This window comes from Macrococcus equipercicus, assembly GCF_024205945.1.
Classification (GTDB): domain Bacteria; phylum Bacillota; class Bacilli; order Staphylococcales; family Staphylococcaceae; genus Macrococcus; species Macrococcus equipercicus.
Genome location: NZ_CP073809.1, coordinates 1,829,747 through 1,851,924, shown reverse-complemented (window position 1 = coordinate 1,851,924; position 22,178 = coordinate 1,829,747). Strand labels below are relative to the sequence as shown.

Below are 22,178 nucleotides of genomic sequence, written 5' to 3'. Positions count from 1 at the left end.
ATGAATCAAGGAGGTCATTATGGAACAGCATATTATGAAACTTATCATCAATAAACTTCCGTATAAGGAAGAGCAGATCAAGTCAGTGCTCAAGCTGCTTGAGGACAAGAACACAGTACCGTTCATCGCCCGTTACCGCAAGGAAGCGACAGGCGGTCTTGATGAAGTGGAGATCAAGACGATTGAGACGGAATACAGCTACATGGCAGCGCTGCAGAAGCGAAAAGATGAAGTCATCCGTGCGATTGAGTCACAGGGATTATTGACGGCGGAACTGAAGCAGGACATTTTAAGCCAGGTGAAGCTGCAGCGTGTCGAAGATCTGTACCGGCCGTTCAAACAGAAGAAAAAAACGCGCGCGACAGAGGCGAAGCGTAAAAACTTAGGACCATTGGCAGAGCAGCTGTTTGAATTCAATGATATGAATATCGACAAAGTAGCGGCTCAGTTTCTATCTGAAGAAGTTCAGACGACTGATGATGCGATCAGCGGCGCGAAAGATATTATCGCCGAACAAATCGCCGATGAACCGAAATATCGAAGCTATATTCTGAAGTTTGTGCAGGACAATGCACATATTACAGCTTCGAAGAAACGCGGCGCTGAAGATGATAAAGGCATCTTTGAGATGTACTATGCTTATGATGAACCGGTTAAAGCTATTGTGCCTCACCGCATTCTTGCTTTGAACAGAGGAGAAAATGCAGGGATCCTTAAAGTCTCGTTCGATATAGCGCTTGACAGACTGGCACTATATTTAAGAAATCAAGTAGTCAAACGCCGGACGAATACGCTCCACTTATTTGAGGAGGCCATTACGGACAGCCTGAAGCGGCTCATACTGCCGTCCATTGAGCGCGAAGTGAGAAATGAGCTGACAATGAAAGCCGAGGCACAGGCCATCGATATATTTGCAGTGAACTTGAAGAATCTGCTGCTGCAGGCACCGCTGAAAGGGAAAGTCATCCTTGGAGTCGACCCGGCCTATAGAACGGGCTGTAAACTAGCGGTCATTAATGAATACGGCACCTTTGTCGCGAAGTCTGTCATGTATCCGCACCAACCGGTCAATAAAAAGCATGAAGCAGAGCAGATTTTCGTCGATATGATCAAGCAGCATCATGTTGAGCTGATCGCTATCGGCAACGGAACGGCCAGCCGCGAAACAGAGCAGTTCACAGCGGAGATGATTAAGAAGCATAAGCTTGATGTATCATTTATCATCGTCAATGAAGCGGGCGCATCTGTTTACTCTGCAAGCGACCTTGCCCGCCGGGAATTCCCGGACTTCAAAGTTGAGGAGCGGAGCGCTGTCTCCATCGGCAGACGTGTCCAGGATCCATTGAGTGAACTTGTGAAGATCGACCCGAAATCAATCGGTGTCGGCCAGTACCAGCACGATGTGAACCAGAAGGCATTGAGCGAAGCATTGACGTTTGTCGTTGAGACGGCTGTCAACCAGGTCGGTGTGAATGTGAACACCGCATCGTCGCCGTTGCTGCAGTATGTCTCAGGACTGTCGACTACTGTCGCAGAGAACATTATTAAATACCGCGAAGAAGCAGGGCCGATTAAACACAGCAGAGAAATCGCCGGCATTCCGCGTCTCGGCAAAAAGACAATTGAACAGAGTATCGGCTTCCTGCGCATACTAGACGGCACTGAGCCGCTTGATCGAACAGCGATTCACCCGGAGAGCTACAAAGTGACTTACCAGCTGCTCAAAGAAATAGGGGCCTCTATCGATGAACTCGGTACAGCCCGGCTGCAGGATAAACTGAAGGAGCTGGACAAACAGGCACTCTCTAGGCAGCTGGACATCGGGCTCCCGACACTGGAAGATATCATCGCCGCCTTAATCGCCCCGGAACGTGACCCGCGTGATGCTTATCATGTGCCATTACTGAAGTCAGACGTCTTATCACTTGCCGACTTAAAAGCAGGGATGAAACTGTCAGGAACCGTGCGCAATGTTGTCGACTTCGGTGCATTCGTTGATATCGGCGTGAAGCAGGACGGACTTGTCCATATCTCGAAGCTGTCTGACAAATTCGTCAAGCACCCGACTGATATCGTCAGCGTAGGAGATATTGTTGATGTCTGGGTGGATGGTGTCGACCTCGACAAAGGGAAAGTCGCTTTGACGATGAAGGCACCAGAGTGACAGATGAAGAACTGCAGCAATTAGTAGAAGCGGTGTCACTTGAATGGTTCGAACGACCGTTTCGTCATAAAGCGGTCTTCAATCGCAGACTGAGGACAACAGGCGGCCGTTATTTCCTGCGTACGCACAATCTGGAATTCAACTACAGACAATACGAAGCCTATGGAATAGAGACGTTAACCGCGATTATTAAGCATGAACTTTGTCACTATCACCTTCATATAAAAGGAAAAGGTTACAAGCATCGCGACCGTGATTTCAAGGTGCTGAGCAGGCAGGTAGATGCACCGCGATTTTGCGAGGCACTGCCCGAGCATCATCACTACAACTATGAATATCACTGCGTCCAGTGCGGTCAAGTCTATTTGAGGAAACGCGCAATTGATGTCCATAAATATAGCTGCGGCAAGTGCCGCGGGAAGTTACAGCTGACACGTAAAGTATAATTTTACGTGTCAGCTATTTTTATGTTGACTTAACCGCTGATTCGTCTTATGATTATATTCGTTGTTGAAATAAAGGCCCCTTGGTCAAGCGGTTAAGACACCGCCCTTTCACGGCGGTAACACGGGTTCGAATCCCGTAGGGGTCACTTTTAAAAAAAAATAAAAAAACTTTATTAAAAGTGTTGACTTCATGGCAGATACATAATATAATAAATCTTGTCGCTAAAACAGACAAACGAAGTAAATGCCGGCTACGCGCGGTCGTGGCGGAATGGCAGACGCGCTAGGTTGAGGGCCTAGTGGGAGTTAATCCCGTGGAGGTTCAAGTCCTCTCGGCCGCACTAATTATTTGAATAAGCGGGTGTAGTTTAGTGGTAAAACCTCAGCCTTCCAAGCTGATGTTGTCGGTTCGATTCCGATCACCCGCTCCATATAACTATTAATAATGAACAGTGAACATTGAAAACTGAATGACAATATGTCAACGTTAATTCCAATAATTTGAGTACTTTAGTACTTTCAGAGTGACTGGCTTAAGCAGTCAACGAGCTTTTATCAGACAAACTATTATGGAGAGTTTGATCCTGGCTCAGGATGAACGCTGGCGGCGTGCCTAATACATGCAAGTCGAGCGGACAGACAGGAGTGCTTGCACTCCTTGAAGTCAGCGGCGGACGGGTGAGTAACACGTGGGTAACCTACCTATAAGACTGGGATAACTTCGGGAAACCGGAGCTAATACCGGATAATATGTTTCACCTCATGGTGAAACAGTGAAAGACGGTTCTGCTGTCACTTATAGATGGACCCGCGGCGCATTAGCTAGTTGGTGAGGTAACGGCTCACCAAGGCGACGATGCGTAGCCGACCTGAGAGGGTGATCGGCCACACTGGGACTGAGACACGGCCCAGACTCCTACGGGAGGCAGCAGTAGGGAATCTTCCGCAATGGACGAAAGTCTGACGGAGCAACGCCGCGTGAGTGAAGAAGGTTTTCGGATCGTAAAACTCTGTTGTAAGGGAAGAACAAGTACGTTAGTAACTGAACGTACCTTGACGGTACCTTACCAGAAAGCCACGGCTAACTACGTGCCAGCAGCCGCGGTAATACGTAGGTGGCAAGCGTTATCCGGAATTATTGGGCGTAAAGCGCGCGTAGGCGGTCTCTTAAGTCTGATGTGAAAGCCCCCGGCTCAACCGGGGAGGGTCATTGGAAACTGGGAGACTTGAGTGCAGAAGAGGAGAGTGGAATTCCATGTGTAGCGGTGAAATGCGCAGAGATATGGAGGAACACCAGTGGCGAAGGCGGCTCTCTGGTCTGTAACTGACGCTGAGGTGCGAAAGCGTGGGGATCAAACAGGATTAGATACCCTGGTAGTCCACGCCGTAAACGATGAGTGCTAAGTGTTGGGGGGTTTCCGCCCCTCAGTGCTGCAGCTAACGCATTAAGCACTCCGCCTGGGGAGTACGGTCGCAAGACTGAAACTCAAAGGAATTGACGGGGACCCGCACAAGCGGTGGAGCATGTGGTTTAATTCGAAGCAACGCGAAGAACCTTACCAAATCTTGACATCCTCTGACAACTCTGGAGACAGAGCGTTCCCCTTCGGGGGACAGAGTGACAGGTGGTGCATGGTTGTCGTCAGCTCGTGTCGTGAGATGTTGGGTTAAGTCCCGCAACGAGCGCAACCCTTATCTTTAGTTGCCATCATTCAGTTGGGCACTCTAGAGAGACTGCCGGTGACAAACCGGAGGAAGGTGGGGATGACGTCAAATCATCATGCCCCTTATGATTTGGGCTACACACGTGCTACAATGGATGGTACAAAGGGCAGCAAAACCGCGAGGTCAAGCCAATCCCATAAAACCATTCTCAGTTCGGATTGTAGTCTGCAACTCGACTACATGAAGCTGGAATCGCTAGTAATCGTAGATCAGCATGCTACGGTGAATACGTTCCCGGGTCTTGTACACACCGCCCGTCACACCACGAGAGTTTGTAACACCCGAAGCCGGTGGAGTAACCTTTTAGGAGCTAGCCGTCGAAGGTGGGACAGATGATTGGGGTGAAGTCGTAACAAGGTAGCCGTATCGGAAGGTGCGGCTGGATCACCTCCTTTCTAAGGATTATACGGAAAAGGGATACTTGATATCCCTTAGGGATTAACGTCTGACATATTGTATTCAGTTTTGAATGTTCATCATTCAAATGGGCCTATAGCTCAGCTGGTTAGAGCGCACGCCTGATAAGCGTGAGGTCGATGGTTCGAGTCCATTTAGGCCCACCATTAATAGTTAAATATATTCCAGAATATTGGGGGCTTAGCTCAGCTGGGAGAGCGCCTGCTTTGCACGCAGGAGGTCAGCGGTTCGATCCCGCTAGTCTCCACCATTAAATTTGTACCTTGAAAACTAGATAAACAATGAAGAAGAAAAAGATTTTACCAAGCAATACCGAGTGAGTTCATTTTATTGAATTCTTAGAAATCGCGCGTCTGCATTTATGCAGACATCACATTATTAATAACAGATTAAGTTATTAAGGGCGCACGGTGGATGCCTTGGCACTAGAAGCCGACGAAGGACGTTACTAACGACGATATGCTCTGGGGAGCTGTAAGTAAGCTTTGATCCAGAGATCTCCGAATGGGGAAACCCAGCATGAGTCATGTCATGTTATCCATATGTGAATACATAGCATATGAGAAGGCACACCCGGGGAACTGAAACATCTAAGTACCCGGAGGAAGAGAAAGAAAACTCGATTCCCTGAGTAGCGGCGAGCGAAACGGGAAGAGCCCAAACCAGGATGCCTGCATCCTGGGGTTGTAGGACACTCAGCACGGAGTTACAAAGGAATAATTTAGACGAATGACTTTGGAAAAGTCAACCAGAGAAGGTAAAGGTCCTGTAGTCGAAAAGTTATTCCCTCCTGAGTGGATCCTGAGTACGGCGGAACACGTGGAATTCCGTCGGAATCCGGGAGGACCATCTCCCAAGGCTAAATACTCTCTAGTGACCGATAGTGAACCAGTACCGTGAGGGAAAGGTGAAAAGCACCCCGGAAGGGGAGTGAAATAGAACCTGAAACCGTGTGCTTACAAGTAGTCAGAGCCCGTTAATGGGTGATGGCGTGCCTTTTGTAGAATGATCCGGCGAGTTACGATTTGATGCAAGGTTAAGCAGTGGATGCGGAGCCGCAGCGAAAGCGAGTCTGAACAGGGCGAATGAGTATCAGGTCGTAGACCCGAAACCAGGTGATCTACCCATGTCCAGGTTGAAGTTCAGGTAACACTGAATGGAGGACCGAACCGACTTACGTTGAAAAGTGAGCGGATGAGGTGTGGGTAGCGGAGAAATTCCAATCGAACCTGGAGATAGCTGGTTCTCTCCGAAATAGCTTTAGGGCTAGCCTCGCATGATGATTACTGGAGGTAGAGCACTGTTTGGACTAGGGGCCCCCCTCGGGTTACCGAATTCAGACAAACTCCGAATGCCAGATAATTTAATGCGGGAGTCAGACTGCGGGTGATAAGGTCCGTAGTCGAGAGGGAAACAGCCCAGACCACCAGCTAAGGTCCCAAAATATATGTTAAGTGGAAAAGGATGTGGCGTTGCCCAGACAACTAGGATGTTGGCTTAGAAGCAGCCATCATTTAAAGAGTGCGTAATAGCTCACTAGTCGAGTGACGCTGCGCCGAAAATGTACCGGGGCTAAACATATTACCGAAGCTGTGGATTGTCCGTAGGACAATGGTAGGAGAGCGTTCCAAGGGCGTCGAAGCATGACCGCAAGGACATGTGGAGCGCTTGGAAGTGAGAATGCCGGAGTGAGTAGCGAAAGACGGGTGAGAATCCCGTCCACCGATTGACTAAGGTTTCCAGAGGAAGGCTCGTCCGCTCTGGGTTAGTCGGGACCTAAGCCGAGGCCGAATGGCGTAGGCGATGGATAACAGGTAGATATTCCTGTACCACCTAAGATTGTTTGAACGATGGGGGGACGCAGAAGGATAGGCGATCGTACTGTTGGTTATGTACGTCCAAGCATCAAGACTGAGCATCAGGCAAATCCGGTGCTCGCGAAGGTTGAGATGTGACGGGGAGCGAAATTATAGTAGCGAAGTCGTTGATTTCACACTGCCAAGAAAAGCCTCTAGTTAGAAATTAGGTGCCCGTACCGCAAACCGACACAGGTAGTCAAGATGAGAATTCTAAGGTGAGCGAGCGAACTCTCGTTAAGGAACTCGGCAAAATGACCCCGTAACTTCGGGAGAAGGGGTGCTTTTTAGGGTGCAAGCCCTGAAGAGCCGCAGTGAATAGGCCCAAGCGACTGTTTATCAAAAACACAGGTCTCTGCAAAACCGTAAGGTGACGTATAGGGGCTGACGCCTGCCCGGTGCTGGAAGGTTAAAAGGAGTGGTTAGCGCAAGCGAAGCTACGAATTGAAGCCCCAGTAAACGGCGGCCGTAACTATAACGGTCCTAAGGTAGCGAAATTCCTTGTCGGGTAAGTTCCGACCCGCACGAAAGGCGTAACGATTTGGGCACTGTCTCAACGAGAGACTCGGTGAAATCATAGTACCTGTGAAGATGCAGGTTACCCGCGACAGGACGGAAAGACCCCGTGGAGCTTTACTGCAGCCTGATATTGAAATTCGGCACAGCTTGTACAGGATAGGTAGGAGCCTTCGAAGCGTGAGCGCCAGCTTACGTCGAGGCGCTGGTGGGATACTACCCTGGCTGTGTTGACTTTCTAACCCGCGCCACTTATCGTGGCGGGAGACAGTGTCAGGCGGGCAGTTTGACTGGGGCGGTCGCCTCCTAAAGAGTAACGGAGGCGCTCAAAGGTTCCCTCAGAATGGTTGGAAATCATTCGCAGAGTGTAAAGGCACAAGGGAGCTTGACTGCGAGACCTACAAGTCGAGCAGGGTCGAAAGACGGACTTAGTGATCCGGTGGTTCCGCATGGAAGGGCCATCGCTCAACGGATAAAAGCTACCCCGGGGATAACAGGCTTATCTCCCCCAAGAGTTCACATCGACGGGGAGGTTTGGCACCTCGATGTCGGCTCATCGCATCCTGGGGCTGTAGTCGGTCCCAAGGGTTGGGCTGTTCGCCCATTAAAGCGGTACGCGAGCTGGGTTCAGAACGTCGTGAGACAGTTCGGTCCCTATCCGTCGTGGGCGTAGGAAATTTGAGAGGAGCTGTCCTTAGTACGAGAGGACCGGGATGGACATACCTCTGGTGTACCAGTTGTCGCGCCAGCGGCATAGCTGGGTAGCTATGTATGGACGGGATAAGTGCTGAAAGCATCTAAGCATGAAGCCCCCCTCAAGATGAGATTTCCCAACTTCGGTTATAAGATCCCTCAAAGATGATGAGGTAGATAGGTTCGAGGTGGAAGCACAGTAATGTGTGGAGCTGACGGATACTAATCGATCGAAGACTTAATCAATTAAGAAAAGCGAAGGCAAGCGGAATGGCTTGAATCATTTTTGATGAGGCGGATGACAATCCTGATTGTCAGTACGGCTTAGAAAATGATGAAAGACAGCGCAGCTGTAGCTGGACAAACATAGATTTATCGGCATTGCCGGTCGGATCACTTCTTCAGCGTTTATCTAGTTTTGAGGGTATAATTCACCCCATCTGTCTGGTGACGATGGCAGAGAGGTCACACCTGTTCCCATACCGAACACAGAAGTTAAGCTCTCTAGCGCCGATGGTAGTTGGACTGACGTCCCGCGAGAGTAGGACGCTGCCGGGCAGAAATATGCGATGAGCCGCACCGAGACCGTTCAGGTCTCTTTTTTTTGTGTTCTTTTAATGTGTCCTGCTTCGCACACAGGAGAACGCCACCATAAAAGTGTTTTAATCATCATATTAGATGTTACAATAGATATTATTAATTAACGTAGGTGAATCATTGATGAAACTGATAATTAACTCTTTAGAAGAAATGAATATATTCGCAGCTCGCCTTGCTAAGCGTGCAGTGCCTAATGACGTCTATTTGTTAAAAGGTGACCTTGGAGCTGGTAAGACGACTTTCAGCCAGTTCTTCGGCAAAGCGCTCGGCGTAGCTAAAACGATCAGCTCGCCGACATTTACCATCATCAAATCATATGACGGCCGCATGCCATTTAACCATATGGACTGCTACAGACTGGAGAATAGTGACGAAGACCTTGGATTTGATGACTATTTTTACGGTGATGGTGTTACGCTGATCGAATGGCCGCAGATGATTGAAGAGTTTCTGCCGCCCGGCTACTTAACGATAACGATTGAACGAATTTCCGACGATTCCCGCCAGGTGACTGTGACAGCAGAGGGAGTACACTACAACAAATTACTGGAGGCACTGAACGATGAAGTTACTTCATATTGATACAGCGAATCAGCCCTTATCCGTGAGTGTGAGCGATGGCATCGAAGTGCTGGCTGAATTCAACAGCGCAAAGAAAATCAACCATTCTATCACGTTAATGCCGGCTGTTGATTATGTCATGAACTATGCGGGTTTAGAAATGAAAGATTTAGAAGGCATTGTCGTCAGTAAAGGACCGGGCTCATATACCGGGCTTCGCATCGGCGTGACTGCTGCTAAGACACTTGCTTATACATTGAATATACCGCTCTATGCGGTATCGTCATTAAAGGCGCTTGCGGCAACAGTGAGAATGCATGAATTTCTAGTGGTCCCTGTCATCGATGCGAGAAGAGATGCGGTTTATACAGGTATTTACCGCTATAAAGGTGTGACTATTGAAACGATTAAAGAAGACAGCTATATGACGATTGCTGAGCTGAATGGCTACTTGAAAGACCAGCATCTGCCGTATTTATTCGTCGGTATGGATGCTGTGAAGCTTGAGCAGCAGTTAAAAGGACCTGTCTTCTACTGCATTCCGCGGAGTGTGGAAATGCGCCGGTTGATTGGTGATGCAGTCGACGTTCATACATTTGAGCCGACTTACTTAAGAATATCGGAGGCTGAACGCAATTGGCTGAACAACCAGGGTTAACCATCAGAAAAATGACAGTTGGCGATGTCCCGGCAGTCTATGACATAGAACAGCAGAGCTTCCCGTCCGGTTCATGGACGATGGATGCATTTTACCATGAGCTTGAAAAAAATGAATTCGGTCATTATTTTGTTATGACATTAGACGACCAGGTGATCGGTTACCTTGGCCTCTGGATTGTCATTGACCAGGCACAGATTACGACAGTCGCTATAGCTGAGACGCTTCGAGGCTGTGGTTATGGTCAGCTGCTCCTTGAGTATGTCATGAACTACGCGCGGATGACGTGTGAGATGATGAGTCTTGAAGTGCGTGAGGAAAACGCTGCGGCAAGACATGTCTATGAAAAACTAGGATTTTCGTACGGCGGCCTGAGACGTGATTACTATGGTCCCGGCCAGGATGCGAAAGTGATGTGGGTGAGGTTAAAAAATGAATGATATAACAATTCTTGCAGTGGAAACGAGCTGTGATGAGACAGCAGTTAGTATCGTCAGAAACGGCCGTGATGTGCTCAGTAACAGTGTGAACAGTCAGATAGAGTCACATCAACGATTCGGTGGTGTTGTACCTGAAGTAGCAAGCCGTCATCATGTCGAGAACATTACAATGGTGATTGAAGATGCCTTGAAAGAAGCACAATTGACGATGGAGGAGATTGATGCAGTCGCTGTCACGGAAGGGCCCGGCCTGATCGGTGCCCTGCTTGTCGGCATCAACGCAGCGAAAGCTCTAGCCATCAGCCATAACAAGCCGCTTATTCCTGTACATCATATCGCCGGCCATATTTATGCCAATCATATCGTAGCACCGCTGAAGTTCCCGCTGCTTGCCCTTATTGTGTCAGGCGGTCATACGGAGCTTGTCGTGATGCGTGACCACTTAAACTTTGAAGTGATCGGCGAGACACGTGACGATGCAGTCGGAGAAGCTTACGATAAAGTGGCGCGGACGATCGACCTGCCGTATCCAGGCGGTCCTCTTGTCGATCGCTTAGCGGCAGAGGGAAAAGACACATTAAACTTCCCGAGACCCGTGCTGGAAGGTTATGATTTTAGTTTCAGCGGCCTGAAGAGTGCTGTCATTAATACGCTGCATAACAAAAAGCAGAAAGGTGAAACAGTGAAGCCTGAAGACGTGGCAGCAAGCTTCCAGGCAAGTGTGGTCGACGTGCTGAGCAAAAAGACATTTGAGGCACTTGAAGCTTATGATATTAAAGAACTGATTGTCTGCGGCGGCGTGGCAGCGAACAGTGGACTTAGGAAGCGATTAACAGCAGAAGCAGCAGCGCATCATGTTGAGCTTCATATTCCGCCGCTGAACTTATGTACGGATAATGCAGCCATGATCGGTGCCGCCGCTTATTTCCTATACCGGCAGCAGCATTTTGCAGATTACAGCCTGAACGGCAGAAGTTCACTTGATTTATAAGGCCAGGAATTAATTTTCTGGTCTTTTTTAGTATAAATTCTGGTGATTGAGTCAAATAGAACATACGTACCTGTACACAAGTTGTTAACATATTGTGGATAACTTTTAAAGGAATAACTATTTTACACGAAAGGATACGTATGAAATTTTCAGATTTCTGTGGATAACTAGAATAACTTTGTGGATGGCTGACAATATCGCATCTTTCCTGTGAATAACTTTGTGCACAAAAAAAGAACCGGCAATTACTCCGATTCTTCAAGCAGTGCTTCAAGTTCTGCCCACTGTTCTATCGCTTCTTCAAGAGTGGACTGGGCTGCGACCAGCTGCTGATGAAGTTCGTAGCTCCGCTGGCTGTCATTGAACACTTCCGGCAGCGTCAGCGTATGCTCAATGTCTGCAATGAGCGTTTCCTGGGACGCCACTGTTTCCTCCAGCTGCTGGAGAGCGCGCTCCATTTTGCGGCGTTCTTTCCGTGCCTGCTTGTTGTCTTCATAGCTTGATGTTTTCGGTGCAGCAGCCTGCTCTTGCTGGTCATATGCTTCATGAGCGGCACGTTCTTCTTCTTTCTCGATGAAATAAGTGTAATCCCCGAGGAATAATGCAGCGCCTTCAGCAGTGACATTGAGTACTTTCGTTGCGATACGGTTGATGAAGTACCGGTCGTGAGAGACAAACAGCACAGTGCCCGGGTAGTGAATCAATGCTTCTTCAAGTATTTCCTTGGCAGCGATATCCAGGTGGTTGGTCGGCTCATCGAGTATGAGGACATTGTTGTTCTCAAGACTCAGCTTCGCCAGCTGCAGCCGTGCTTTTTCGCCCCCGGATAAGTCGTTGATCGCTTTCTTCACATCGTCCTGCACAAACAGAAAGCGGCCGAGCACCGCACGGACATCTTTCTCCGGCATCGTCGGATAATACTGCCACAGTTCTTCCAGCACTGTGTTCGATGAACTGAACTCGGCCTGCTTCTGATCATAATAACCGATAGTGACGTTCGCACCGTATTTAATATGGCCGCTGATGGCCGGCAGCCGCTTCGCGATTGTCTTGATCAATGTCGTCTTGCCGATACCGTTCGGTCCGATGACAGCGATCGCGTCCTGTTTCTTGACGTCGAATGAAATCGGGGCTGTAATCGGTGTCTCATAGCCGACTTCCAGCTGCTCCGCGCTCAGCACATCATTGCCTGATTCACGGTCAATGTTGAAGTTCAAGTTGACGGAATGGTCATCGAGCTTCGGCGCTTCGATGCGTACCATCTTCTCCAGAACTTTCCGGCGGCTCTTCGCCATCCCTGATGTTGACGCACGTGTGATGTTCTTCTGGACGAATGTCTCCAGACGTTCAATCTCTGCCTGCTGCCGCTCATATTCTGCAGTCATCTTATCGTAGAATGCATCGCGTTCGATAATGAACTGCGAATAGTTGCCGACATATTTTGTGACACGTCCAAGTGCCACATCATAGACCGTCCCGACGACTTTATCGAGAAAGTAGCGGTCATGTGAAATCAGAATGATGGCGCCTTTATAAGTGAGCAAGTAGTTTTCGAGCCACGCCGTTGTCTCCATGTCCAGATGGTTCGTCGGTTCATCGAGCAGCAGAAGGTCTGGTTCCTGCAGCAGCATCTCAGCGAGTGCAAGACGCGTCTTCTGGCCGCCTGAGAAGTTATCAATCTTCTGATTGAAGTCTTCTTCTCTGAAATTCAGACCGGTCAGGACGGTCTTGATTTTATGGTCGTATTTATAGCCGTCCTCTGCTTCGAAAGCCGCCTGCAGCTTCTCATAGTCAGTGAGCTTCTCCTGATATTCGGCGGAGTCCGCCTTGTCGCTCTCATCACTTAAATATGCGGCTATGTCCTGAAGTTTCCGTTCCATGGCCACTAAGTGCAGAAACGGCTTCATCATCGCGTCATAAACTGTCCCGTCAGCATCAAGTGTCATCTGCTGGGTCAAGTAGCCCATCCGTATATTTTTGGCGAGCATGAGATGACCGCTGTCATAGCTTTCGACGCCTGCCAGAATTTTCATCAATGTTGTTTTGCCGGCACCGTTTCTTCCGACAATAGCCACGCGGTCGTTAGATTTAATTTCAAATTTAACATCGGCAAACAATGTGTCGCCGGAAAATGATTTAGTGAGTTGACTTGCCTGTAAAAGAATCATGATTTCCACCTCTCATCCATTTTACATGAATAACGGATGAGTGGGAATCTGAAAGCGTGTCACATAATTTTCACTTAGTAAACAGGGGCATTACATGGTATAATAAATTGCTGTGAAGTATATCACAATACATTAGAAACTGGGTGATCGGGATGTCGAAAGAAGAGATAAAAATTCCTAAAGCCACCCTGAAACGATTACCGCTTTATTATCGATTCGTGGACACATTGTATAATTCCAATGTCGACCGCGTCTCGTCCAAAGAATTAAGTGAAGGCCTGCAGATTGACTCCGCGACCATCAGACGGGATTTCTCATATTTTGGAGAACTCGGCAAGAAAGGGTACGGCTACAATGTAGCGTATCTGCTCAATTTCTTTAAGACGACTCTGCAGCAGGATATGATAACAAAGGTGGCAATCATCGGGGTCGGTAACCTTGGGACTGCCTTAGTGAACTATAACTTTACGGTCAGTGACCGGATGAAGATTGAAGCGGCATTTGATGCAGATCCCGCGGTTATCGGAAAGCATATCGGTAAAATTGAGGTGCAGGACATTGAGCGCTTCGAGCAGATAATCGAAGCGCAGGATATTCAGATTGTCATATTGACAGTGCCCGGCACTGCCGCACAATCATTAGCAAATCGTGTGACAAAATCAGGGATTAAAGGTATATTAAACTTTACACCAGAACGTTTGACCGTACCGAGCGGCGTACACGTCCATCACATTGATTTAGGTATCGAATTACAGTCTTTAATATTCTTTATGAAAAATCATTAGGAGGAAGAAACATGTTCTTAATTACTACATTAGGATTTGCTTCACCAGCGATTCTTGTATTCCTTGGTGTCATTGCCTTGATCATATTTGGTCCTAAGAAATTGCCGGAATTCGGACGCGCGATGGGTTCATCGCTGAAAGAATTCAAAGATGCGACAGACGGCATTATGAAAGACCACGATAAAGACGATAAAGACGATAAAGACGTTCGTAAATAAGTTGAAAACGGCAGCTTGTTGCCGTTTTTTTTATGGGGAGGGAAATACCTCGAATGAGTAAAGACGATTTAACGATAATCGAGCATTTGGAAGAGCTGAGAAAGCGGCTGATGATCATCGCCTACTTCCTTGTCGGTGGTGTAATGGTCGGCTTCTTCTTTGGTAAGCGCGTCACAAAGTTTCTGACGAAGGATGACCTGCCGCCGGAAATCACATTGCACTACTTCAAAGTGACCGATCCTTTGACCATCTATATTACGGTGATTATGCTGATTGCCATCATTATTATTTCGCCGGTCATTCTTTATCAAGTATGGGCCTTTGTCTCGCCCGGCCTGCATCCGAAGGAACGGAAAGTCACATTGAGCTATATTCCAGTCAGCATCATCTTGTTTTTGATTGGTCTGACGTTCAGCTACCTTATTATCTTTCCTTACATGATTCACTTCACGATTGGACTGGCAGCCGATATGGGGGTCAATCAGCTGATCGGTGTCAGGGAATATTTCAATGAGCTGCTGAAATTCACTATTCCTTTCGGCTTCGTCTTCCAGCTGCCGATACTGCTGTTATTCCTGACAAGGCTCGGCATCATCACGCCGGTCATTTTAAAGAAGAACCGGAAATATGCATACTTTGCGCTCATGGTTGTAGCAGCGATTATCGCACCGCCTGACGTCATGACGTATGTGATCTTCGTCCTGCCGATGATTGTCCTGTATGAAGTCAGCATCCAGATCAGCAAAATCGGCTACCGTCAGTATTTGAAGGCGGAGCAGCAGTTACTGCAGGATGAACTCAATAACGATTAAACCATCTCAATCTCGGGATGGTTTTTTTGTGTCTTCATGCTAAAATTAAGTAAACAGTACAGCAGAGGGAAAGAGGCGGATTAAATGGAATGGACGAGAGAGATGCGTTACAGGAAACTGAGCGACGTGCCGGAAGAAGAATATTTGAAGCTGCTTGATGAGACGGACCGTGCGCCGTGGCGTCAGCACTTCCATATTCAGCCGCCGACCGGTCTGCTGAACGATCCGAACGGTTTTGTTTATTATAAGGGCGAGTATCACTTGTTCTATCAGTGGTTTCCGCTCGGTGCCGTGCACGGCGTTAAATACTGGTATCATTTGACGTCACATGATTTAGTCACGTTCAAAGCGCACGGCGCTGCACTCGCACCTGATACTACGTTTGATTCTCATGGTGTCTACAGCGGCTCAGCTATTGTTGTAGATGAGCAGCTGCACGTTGTGTATACCGGTAATCATCGCACTGCGGACTGGGAACGCATCCCTTATCAGCTGGTGGCAGTGCTCACGTCTCAAGATTTTGTGAAGCGCGAACAGCCGATCATTAAAGGGCCTCATACAGGTTACACAGAGCACTTCCGTGACCCGAAAGTATGGTTCGACAACGGCAGTTATTTTGCGGTCATCGGTGCACAGCGGCTGGATCAGACAGGGACTATCGTCGTCTACCGGTCGCCTGACTTTAAAGACTGGGAGTTCGTCTCTGAGCTGAAGACCGATTATACCGACTTCGGTTATATGTGGGAATGCCCCGACTATTTCGAGCTGGATGGCCACGACGTTATACTGTTCTGTCCGCAGGGAGTCGAAGCGGATGGGGAGCAGTACAAAAATATTCATCAGTCCGGCTACCTGCTCGGTACGCTGGACAAAGAGACATTTCAGATGACACATGGTGACTTTATTGAACTGGATCATGGCTTTGATTTTTATGCACCGCAGACGACGCTCGCTGAAGACGGCAGACGTCTGTTGATCGGCTGGATGGGACTGCCGGACACTGCTTATCCGACTGATGCGTACAACTGGGCGAACTGCCTGACGATACCACGTGAGCTGACAGTGGAAGACGGCCGGCTGCGGCAGCGTCCGCTTAAAGAGTGGCAGAAACGCAGAGGGACTGTTGAGACAGCGGAAGGGTATGCGATGAAGCACAATATTAAGCTGCATCCTTACGAAGGAAACTGCTACGAGCTGCTTGTCGATATCATTGAGAATGAATCAACAGAATTTTATATTGAGCTCCGTGTCTCTAAAAAGGAATCGACGCTGCTGAGCTACAATCAACGCGAACGCCGTTTCACACTCGACCGGTCGGAAAGCGGACAGCTGGCGGGAGACGAAGATACGAGGCGGTCTGTTGTGCTGGAGCATGATTTAAGGCACATCCAAGTTTTTATGGATGAATCGAGCATTGAGATTTTTCTGAACCATGGTGAGCGCGTGATGACTGCGCGTATTTTTCCGGCCGGTGATGCGCGCGGGATCCGAACATCGACAGAATCAGGGCAGGTTTATTTTAAGTTTACGAAGTATCAGCTCTTGCAGCACTAGAGGAGGCGGCGCGGTGTTTTCTGTACTGGTAGAGATTGCTGAACGGCGACATGCATTGACGCAAGTAGAGAAGCGCATTGCAGACATAGTCGTGGAGCATGCTGAATGGGTGACGCAGGCGACGATTAAGCAGCTTGCGATTCGTGCCTCAGCAAGTGAAGCTGCGGTCGTTCGTTTCAGTCGGACGATCGGACTGCGCGGCTTCCGTGACTTGAAAATCCAGCTGGCACGTGAGCTTGATGGTCCGGTCGGTAGCCAGCAGGGAATGACTTTATCTGACCCCGTGGATGAACGAATTGCTAAAATATTTCAGCAAGCTGTTTATGCACTCGACAGAACTGAGAGATTAATAGAAGCGGCAGCTGTCCAGGAAGCAGCGGTCTGTCTTAAAGCAGCAAGTTATATACTGCTTGTTGAAGCGTGTGATTCAGTAGTGATGACTGTCTTCAAACAAAAGCTCGCACATCTTAATAAAAGAACAGAAGTAGTGCATGACAAAGGAGCTGCGGCAAGCGCGATAGTTCATATGTCTAAAGGGGACGTCATATTTACAGCTGAGCGGACGGAATCTTTCGAAGAACTCCTGAGCTATGCGCGAAGTAAAGAGGTACGAGTTATAGCACTTGGTCAGCCGTCCTATGCTGATATTAAACTGCTGACTTATAAAGAAGAGGATAATTATCCTATGCTGTCGATGACTGAATACTTGACACAAGTTGTAGTGATTGACTGTGTGTTTGCGGTCTTATGCGGGCTGATGGAGGAAACCGTCATGCATTACATAAGCGGTCTTGAGGAAGTGCAGGGCATCGTTGCAGCAAAGGGCCGCCCGGACGAAAATAGCCGGGAGAATATTCGCAAGGGACCGCTCAGGCGAAAATAGCCGGGAGAATATTCGCAAGGGACCGCCCGGACGAAAATACTTGCAGACGCCACAAAAAAGCCGCTCAGCTGAGCGGCTTTTTAAACTATTTCTTAATGATCAGACGGTTTTCGACAGGTAAAATGTCTTTTGGACCCGGCTCTGACCCGATAGAGCCGAATGGCATCTGGGCAATCAGGCGCCATGTTTTTGGCAGGCTGAATGTTTCGTAGACTTGTTCGTCGATGACACCGTCATAGTGCTGTAATGACGCGCCTAAGCCTTTAACGGCGAATGCAGTCCAGATGGCATACTGGTGCATAGCATTTGTATGCTCGCTCCATTGCGGAAACTTGGCAGCGTAGCTCGAAAATTTCTCCTGTAATCCCTTGACGACTCCTGTGTCTTCAAAGAATAAAACAGTGCCGTAAGCTGCTTTGAAACTATTGATCTTCTGTTCAGTTGCTGCGAAGTCACGGTCTGCACCCATTACCTCCTGCAGCGCATCTTTTGTTAAGTCCCAGAGTTTTTTATGGTTATCGTTCAGCAACAGTACGATACGTGTGCTCTGTGAATTGAATGCTGATGGTACAAATTTAACTGCCTCTGTTAAAATCTTTTCGATTTCAGCATCTGATATAGGAGATTTCGGTTCTAAGTGATACACTGACCGTCTTTTTTCCATTGCCCCTTCTAAATGCTTGTATTCCTGCTTGTCATCTTTTTTGTTAAATAAACTCATCATAATCACTCCTTCAATAGATTATCAGTATACGGCTACTGTTTGAACATGACCCGGATTCCAATGCCGTTCGGATCTCTTACAAGTTCTGAGTTCCCATCTCTATCAGTAGTTAATCCTAATTCCGTCAATTTATTTTTAAAATATTCGAAATCCTCGAAATTCGGGAAGTTGATTTCATATTTACGGAGGCCGGGATCATTCAGTTCAGCTGTATCTTCTGCCCGTCCCCATGTATTCAGACCGAGATGGTGATGATAACCTGCGGCACTCATAAAGGCTGCCTGACTGCCGTACAAAGTCATGACATCAAGACCGAACACATCTTCGTAAAACTTAATCGTCTCCGGTAATTCTTTCACCGATAAATGAACATGCCCCATCACTGTATCAGGGTGAAGCCCGTTAAACGAAGAGCCGTCATTCGCATCAAGCACGCCCTGGTAATCCATCTCGACTGTTCCCATATTGATGAAGCCGTTATCGTCATACGTCCACTCCATACTTGGCACGTCGCGGTATATTTCAATGCCGTTCCCTTCAGGGTCCTGCAGATAGATGGCCTCTGACACAAAGTGATCGCTTGCGCCGCTCAGCGGATAACCGGTGTTGATTAAATGCTGGAAGACATTGCCGAGCTCCGTGCGGGAAGGCACAAGGAAAGCCATATGATAAAGGCCTGCCTGTCGTGCTTTACGCGGTGATGTTGTTTCATAAAGATAAAGCAGCGGCTGTTCACCGGTGCCGAGCATCGTGTACTGACTGTTACGCTCTATAACTTTCAACCCGATAATATCAGTATAGAAGCGAATAGAATTATCCATGAAATTCACGTTTAAATGTACAGCCCCCATATGAGTGTCAGTCGTAAAAAATTTAGTTTCCATATTGACTCCTTGATATATATTTTATACTTACTACTTACAATATTATCATTCATCCAAAAAGTAAAGTTGTAACTACAGATGCTTATTACAGCATTTTAACTATTAATTAAATAAGGAATAAAGATATTGCAGTCGTATATATATTATTAAGAATAGATAACAATACCGGAACTTCACCCTATTCCTCAGCGCTATCTTATATAATTAGGATAACCATAAATTGGAGGAATTAATTATGCATAAGTTTAAATACTCTATTTGTCTGACAGTGCTTTTTTCCGGTGCGCTGGTAAGTTCAATAACTTATGCTGCAGAATCTGAAAATAATACAGTGCCTGCTGCGGGCGAAGTAGCAGCGACTGAAGCGGCAACTGGAGAAAACAAAACCGTCGTATCGTCTGAAGTGCCGCCGGTAAATGTTACTGAAGCAGCGGCCGAGCCAGTCACTGAACAGCCGGCAACTGAGTCAGCATCAACGGAGCAGCCGACGACAGAACGTCCAATGACGAAGTCAGAAATGCTGGAATCGGTACCAGTAGAAGCAGCAACGTCTGCTCCTGCAGCGGCAGAACCTCAAATGACCGAATTTCAGGAAACCGAATCAGTAGTAGTGGAAGACAGCACAGCAGAGATTGAAGTGGTGTCGCCTGAAAATCTGCCTGTGAATTCTTCTGAGGAGGCGGCATCTGCGCCAACGACCGAACCGGCTACAGTTGAAGCGCCGTCTGTAGAACCTTATTCAGCTGAAACGCCGTCTGTACACAGTGAACAGTCAGTGCCTGAGCAACCGGCATCGACTGAGCAACCAGCATCAAATGAGCGGACGGCTCCAGAAGGAACGGCTGAACCTGCACGTCCAGCTGAACCGTCGACACCGGCAACAATTCGGCCAGGTAAGTTCTCGCCGGTTGAAGGAGAATCTTACTACCGGTCTCTTGATCATAAAGTGAATCAGCTGGTCACTCAACAAGTCCCCGGACATCAGGCGGGAACAGCAAAAACCGCTGAGCCGCACGTTGAAAAAAAAGCCGCTGAACAGCAGCCTGCCGGAAATCCGCCCGTTGTACAGCAGTTCACTGAAAAAATGCCTGCTGAACAACAGGCTGCTGAACACAAGGAAGTTCATCAAACGAGCGGAACACAGCTGAAACAACTACCGGACACCGGACAACACACGAATTTGCTATGGGCAGGAGTGAGTCTGTTATTCGCAGGCCTATTATTCCTTCGTAGATCGTTCATCCATTAATCAATCACATATAAAGCGGCAGGGATTCACAAGAATCCCTGCCGCTTTTTTGTGTATTAAAACTGTGAGTCGTCGATGCTGTCGATATAATCTTCAAGATAGTCGACAACTTCTTTAAGTGTTCCCTGCTCAAATGGTGATTTTAATCCCGCTTCTTTGACAAGTGCATTGAACGGCATGGAGCCGCCTAATCGGCAGAGATTCAAATAATCATGCCATGCACCATCGAAGTCTTCACGGCTGCGCTTGAAGAACTGGAAGGCGCACAGTTGAGCAAGTGTATAGTCGATATAGTAGAACGGCGAGCTGAAGACGTGTCCCTGGCGATGCCACAAGGAACCTTCTGACAGGGGATAAATACCATCATAATCACGATGAGGTAAATATTTCTCTTCAAGTTCCGTCCAGACGCGGCGGCGTTCTACAGGGGTCATATCAGGGCGTTCATAAACTCTATGCTGGAACTCATCAATGGCAGCGCCGTACGGCAGGAAATGAACAGCGTCGCCGATGTGCTTGTATTTGAACTTGTCGGCATTGGCGAAGAATAAGTCCATCCATGGATACGTGAAGAACTCCATGCTCATAGAGTGAATTTCGCATGACTCATGGGTCGGCCATAAGTAATCAGGTACTTCAAGGTCACGTGATGAGTACACCTGGAACGCATGACCCGCTTCATGCGTCAGCACAGTAATATCATGATCCGTCGTGTTGAAGTTCGCGAAGATGAACGGTGCATTGTAGTTATCGATGAACGTGCAGTAGCCGCCTGCTTCTTTGCCTTTTTTAGCTTCGATGTCAAACAGTTCCCGCTTCATCATGAAGTCGTAGAACTCACCAGTTTCAGCACTGAGCGCTTCATACATTTTGCGGCCGTTCTCTAGAATAACAGCCGGTTCATCTTTCGGGTTTTCGTTGCCGCTCAAAAAGACGATGACTTCATCATAAAATTTCAGTTTGTCGACACCGATGCGTTCAGCCTGACGGTCGTACAGCTTTGTTGCAAGCGGAACGACATGGTCTTTAATCTGTTTCCGGTAGCTGCTCACCATCGTCTGATCATAGTCGATGCGCTGCATCCGCATGTAACCGAGCTCGATAAAGTTCTCGAAACCGAGCGTCACGGCAATTTTGTGGCGCACTTTGACGAGACGGTCATAAATATCATCGAAGGCATGGAGATTGGTGCTCATGAATTCCTGTACTTTTAATGCAGCCTCTTTACGGACAGCACGGTCAGTCGACTGCGTATAAGGTGCCATCTGTGCAAGGTTCAGCACTTTGCCGTCGTAGTCAATTTCAGCGCTGGCAATCAGCTTGGAATATTCGCTGCTGATCTTGTTCTCTTCATTGATCAAGTCTTTGACGTCATCTGAATAGGAATTGACGACGTTGTAAGCGAGGCTGAACAGCTGAGAGCCGAGTCGCTCTTCCAGTTCATCCTTGAATGCGCTGGTCGTCAATGCTTTGAAGTAATCGGCTTCAAGTGCTGCAAGTGCTGCTGCATGATCGTCAAAATAATCGCGTTCATCGGAATAGAACTGGTCATTCGTGTCGATCGATGCACGGATCATCGCTAATGAATAGTTAGTGTTAATGTCGTTGCGGATTTGATTCAGCTCTTTGATCACTGCAAGCTGAGCCTCTGCTGATTCAGCAGCAGAAAATTTCTCGAGCAGTATGTCAAAAGTCTGCTTCGTCGCACCAAGGTCAGGGCGCTGATAAGTATAATCTTTAAAAGTTGTAGTCATCGATATCCTCCTTTGTTTATCTTCTTTAATATTACAATAGTTGTTCGGGATTTGAAATATATTTCAAAAGGTGTTATATG

The 22,178-nt window shown here is 47.9% G+C and carries 16 protein-coding genes, 5 tRNA genes and 3 rRNA genes; 20 read left to right on the top strand and 4 right to left on the bottom strand.

What is annotated here, in order from left to right; genetic code table 11:
• The first annotated feature begins 19 nt into the window (after positions 1-19).
• The 14 genes from KFV11_RS09825 to tsaD all read left to right on the top strand — a co-directional run bounded on the left by KFV11_RS09825 (position 20) and on the right by tsaD (position 11,067).
• Positions 20-2,164, top strand: coding sequence for a Tex family protein (locus KFV11_RS09825; protein WP_254249833.1), 2,145 nt, complete (start codon positions 20-22; stop codon positions 2,162-2,164).
• Positions 2,161-2,610 carry a SprT family protein gene (locus tag KFV11_RS09820; protein ID WP_254249832.1) on the top strand — a complete coding sequence of 150 codons (450 nt, stop codon included), beginning with the start codon at positions 2,161-2,163 and terminating at the stop codon, positions 2,608-2,610. Before KFV11_RS09825 ends, KFV11_RS09820 begins: the two co-directional genes overlap by 4 nt.
• A 74-nt stretch (positions 2,611-2,684) precedes the next feature.
• Positions 2,685-2,756: transfer RNA gene (locus KFV11_RS09815), tRNA-Glu, on the top strand.
• Between the two features lie 111 nt (positions 2,757-2,867).
• Positions 2,868-2,951 (top strand) — tRNA-Leu (locus tag KFV11_RS09810).
• Between the two features lie 16 nt (positions 2,952-2,967).
• A tRNA-Gly gene (locus tag KFV11_RS09805) sits at positions 2,968-3,041 on the top strand.
• A gap of 135 nt (positions 3,042-3,176) precedes the next feature.
• Positions 3,177-4,730 (top strand): 16S ribosomal RNA (locus tag KFV11_RS09800).
• A 91-nt stretch (positions 4,731-4,821) separates the two neighbouring features.
• A tRNA-Ile gene (locus KFV11_RS09795) sits at positions 4,822-4,898 on the top strand.
• Positions 4,899-4,926: 28 nt separating this feature from the next.
• A tRNA-Ala gene (locus KFV11_RS09790) sits at positions 4,927-5,002 on the top strand.
• Between the two features lie 137 nt (positions 5,003-5,139).
• Positions 5,140-8,063, top strand: a 23S ribosomal RNA gene (locus KFV11_RS09785).
• Positions 8,064-8,260: 197 nt separating this feature from the next.
• Positions 8,261-8,375 (top strand): 5S ribosomal RNA (rrf, locus tag KFV11_RS09780).
• The 16S, 23S and 5S rRNA genes sit together here with 5 tRNA genes alongside, the layout of an rRNA operon.
• 162 nt (positions 8,376-8,537) lie before the next feature.
• Complete coding sequence (tsaE, locus tag KFV11_RS09775) at positions 8,538-8,999, top strand: tRNA (adenosine(37)-N6)-threonylcarbamoyltransferase complex ATPase subunit type 1 TsaE (RefSeq protein WP_149459837.1); 462 nt, start codon at positions 8,538-8,540, stop codon at positions 8,997-8,999.
• Entirely contained in the window at positions 8,980-9,636 is a 657-nt protein-coding gene (tsaB, locus tag KFV11_RS09770; RefSeq protein ID WP_149459838.1) for a tRNA (adenosine(37)-N6)-threonylcarbamoyltransferase complex dimerization subunit type 1 TsaB, read from the top strand. The genes tsaE and tsaB overlap by 20 nt, the downstream gene beginning before the upstream one ends.
• Positions 9,637-9,647: 11 nt before the next feature.
• Positions 9,648-10,076, top strand: coding sequence for a ribosomal protein S18-alanine N-acetyltransferase (gene rimI, locus KFV11_RS09765; RefSeq protein ID WP_149459883.1), 429 nt, complete (start codon positions 9,648-9,650; stop codon positions 10,074-10,076).
• Positions 10,069-11,067, top strand: a complete 999-nt coding sequence (gene tsaD / locus KFV11_RS09760; protein WP_149459839.1) for a tRNA (adenosine(37)-N6)-threonylcarbamoyltransferase complex transferase subunit TsaD — start codon at positions 10,069-10,071, stop codon at positions 11,065-11,067. Before rimI ends, tsaD begins: the two co-directional genes overlap by 8 nt.
• A 245-nt stretch (positions 11,068-11,312) precedes the next feature.
• Here tsaD and KFV11_RS09755 read toward each other — a convergent pair whose 3' ends face one another.
• Positions 11,313-13,235: an ABC-F family ATP-binding cassette domain-containing protein gene (locus KFV11_RS09755; protein ID WP_254249831.1), complete on the bottom strand. Its 1,923-nt coding sequence runs from the start codon at positions 13,233-13,235 to the stop codon at positions 11,313-11,315.
• 152 nt (positions 13,236-13,387) lie between these two features.
• On the opposite strand from KFV11_RS09755, the gene KFV11_RS09750 reads away from it, so the two are divergent.
• The 5 genes from KFV11_RS09750 (at position 13,388) to KFV11_RS09730 (ending at position 17,487) form a co-directional block, all read left to right on the top strand.
• Entirely contained in the window at positions 13,388-14,020 is a 633-nt protein-coding gene (locus tag KFV11_RS09750; protein WP_149459841.1) for a redox-sensing transcriptional repressor Rex, read from the top strand.
• 11 nt (positions 14,021-14,031) lie between these two features.
• Positions 14,032-14,238, top strand: coding sequence for a twin-arginine translocase TatA/TatE family subunit (gene tatA / locus KFV11_RS09745; RefSeq protein ID WP_254249830.1), 207 nt, complete (start codon positions 14,032-14,034; stop codon positions 14,236-14,238).
• A gap of 53 nt (positions 14,239-14,291) precedes the next feature.
• A complete protein-coding gene (gene tatC / locus KFV11_RS09740) occupies positions 14,292-15,050 on the top strand; it encodes a twin-arginine translocase subunit TatC (RefSeq protein WP_149459843.1) in 759 nt (252 codons plus the stop codon).
• Positions 15,051-15,134: 84 nt separating this feature from the next.
• Entirely contained in the window at positions 15,135-16,604 is a 1,470-nt protein-coding gene (locus tag KFV11_RS09735) for a glycoside hydrolase family 32 protein (RefSeq protein WP_149459844.1), read from the top strand.
• Between the two features lie 13 nt (positions 16,605-16,617).
• On the top strand, positions 16,618-17,487 hold the full coding sequence (locus KFV11_RS09730) for a MurR/RpiR family transcriptional regulator (protein WP_170234615.1): 870 nt from the start codon (positions 16,618-16,620) through the stop codon (positions 17,485-17,487).
• A gap of 85 nt (positions 17,488-17,572) precedes the next feature.
• On the opposite strand, the gene KFV11_RS09725 is transcribed toward KFV11_RS09730, so the two are convergent.
• Together KFV11_RS09725 and KFV11_RS09720 are read right to left on the bottom strand one after the other, a co-directional pair.
• Complete coding sequence (locus KFV11_RS09725) at positions 17,573-18,208, bottom strand: nitroreductase family protein (RefSeq protein ID WP_149459846.1); 636 nt, start codon at positions 18,206-18,208, stop codon at positions 17,573-17,575.
• Between the two features lie 35 nt (positions 18,209-18,243).
• Positions 18,244-19,095, bottom strand: a complete 852-nt coding sequence (locus KFV11_RS09720; RefSeq protein ID WP_254249829.1) for a VOC family protein — start codon at positions 19,093-19,095, stop codon at positions 18,244-18,246.
• A gap of 235 nt (positions 19,096-19,330) precedes the next feature.
• Here KFV11_RS09720 and KFV11_RS09715 point away from each other — a divergent pair, with 235 nt between their 5' ends.
• Positions 19,331-20,344, top strand: a complete 1,014-nt coding sequence (locus KFV11_RS09715; RefSeq protein ID WP_254249828.1) for an LPXTG cell wall anchor domain-containing protein — start codon at positions 19,331-19,333, stop codon at positions 20,342-20,344.
• A gap of 56 nt (positions 20,345-20,400) precedes the next feature.
• On the opposite strand, the gene KFV11_RS09710 is transcribed toward KFV11_RS09715, so the two are convergent.
• Positions 20,401-22,098 (bottom strand): M3 family oligoendopeptidase, encoded by a 1,698-nt coding sequence (locus KFV11_RS09710; RefSeq protein WP_254249827.1) that lies wholly within the window; start codon positions 22,096-22,098, stop codon positions 20,401-20,403.
• Between the last annotated feature and the right edge of the window lie 80 nt (positions 22,099-22,178).

Excerpts from the sequence above, each read along its gene's own strand:
- tsaD (WP_149459839.1), top strand. The coding sequence starts at position 10,069 with ATGAATGATATAACAATTCTTGCAGTGGAAACGAGCTGTGATGAGACA.
- KFV11_RS09720 (WP_254249829.1), bottom strand. The coding sequence starts at position 19,095 with ATGGAAACTAAATTTTTTACGACTGACACTCATATGGGGGCTGTACAT.
- KFV11_RS09715 (WP_254249828.1), top strand. The coding sequence starts at position 19,331 with ATGCATAAGTTTAAATACTCTATTTGTCTGACAGTGCTTTTTTCCGGT.
- rimI (WP_149459883.1), top strand. The coding sequence starts at position 9,648 with ATGACAGTTGGCGATGTCCCGGCAGTCTATGACATAGAACAGCAGAGC.
- KFV11_RS09710 (WP_254249827.1), bottom strand. The coding sequence starts at position 22,098 with ATGACTACAACTTTTAAAGATTATACTTATCAGCGCCCTGACCTTGGT.
- KFV11_RS09750 (WP_149459841.1), top strand. The coding sequence starts at position 13,388 with ATGTCGAAAGAAGAGATAAAAATTCCTAAAGCCACCCTGAAACGATTA.
- tsaE (WP_149459837.1), top strand. The coding sequence starts at position 8,538 with ATGAAACTGATAATTAACTCTTTAGAAGAAATGAATATATTCGCAGCT.
- KFV11_RS09755 (WP_254249831.1), bottom strand. The coding sequence starts at position 13,235 with ATGATTCTTTTACAGGCAAGTCAACTCACTAAATCATTTTCCGGCGAC.
- KFV11_RS09725 (WP_149459846.1), bottom strand. The coding sequence starts at position 18,208 with ATGAGTTTATTTAACAAAAAAGATGACAAGCAGGAATACAAGCATTTA.
- tsaB (WP_149459838.1), top strand. The coding sequence starts at position 8,980 with ATGAAGTTACTTCATATTGATACAGCGAATCAGCCCTTATCCGTGAGT.
- tatA (WP_254249830.1), top strand. The coding sequence starts at position 14,032 with ATGTTCTTAATTACTACATTAGGATTTGCTTCACCAGCGATTCTTGTA.
- tatC (WP_149459843.1), top strand. The coding sequence starts at position 14,292 with ATGAGTAAAGACGATTTAACGATAATCGAGCATTTGGAAGAGCTGAGA.
- KFV11_RS09825 (WP_254249833.1), top strand. The coding sequence starts at position 20 with ATGGAACAGCATATTATGAAACTTATCATCAATAAACTTCCGTATAAG.
- KFV11_RS09735 (WP_149459844.1), top strand. The coding sequence starts at position 15,135 with ATGGAATGGACGAGAGAGATGCGTTACAGGAAACTGAGCGACGTGCCG.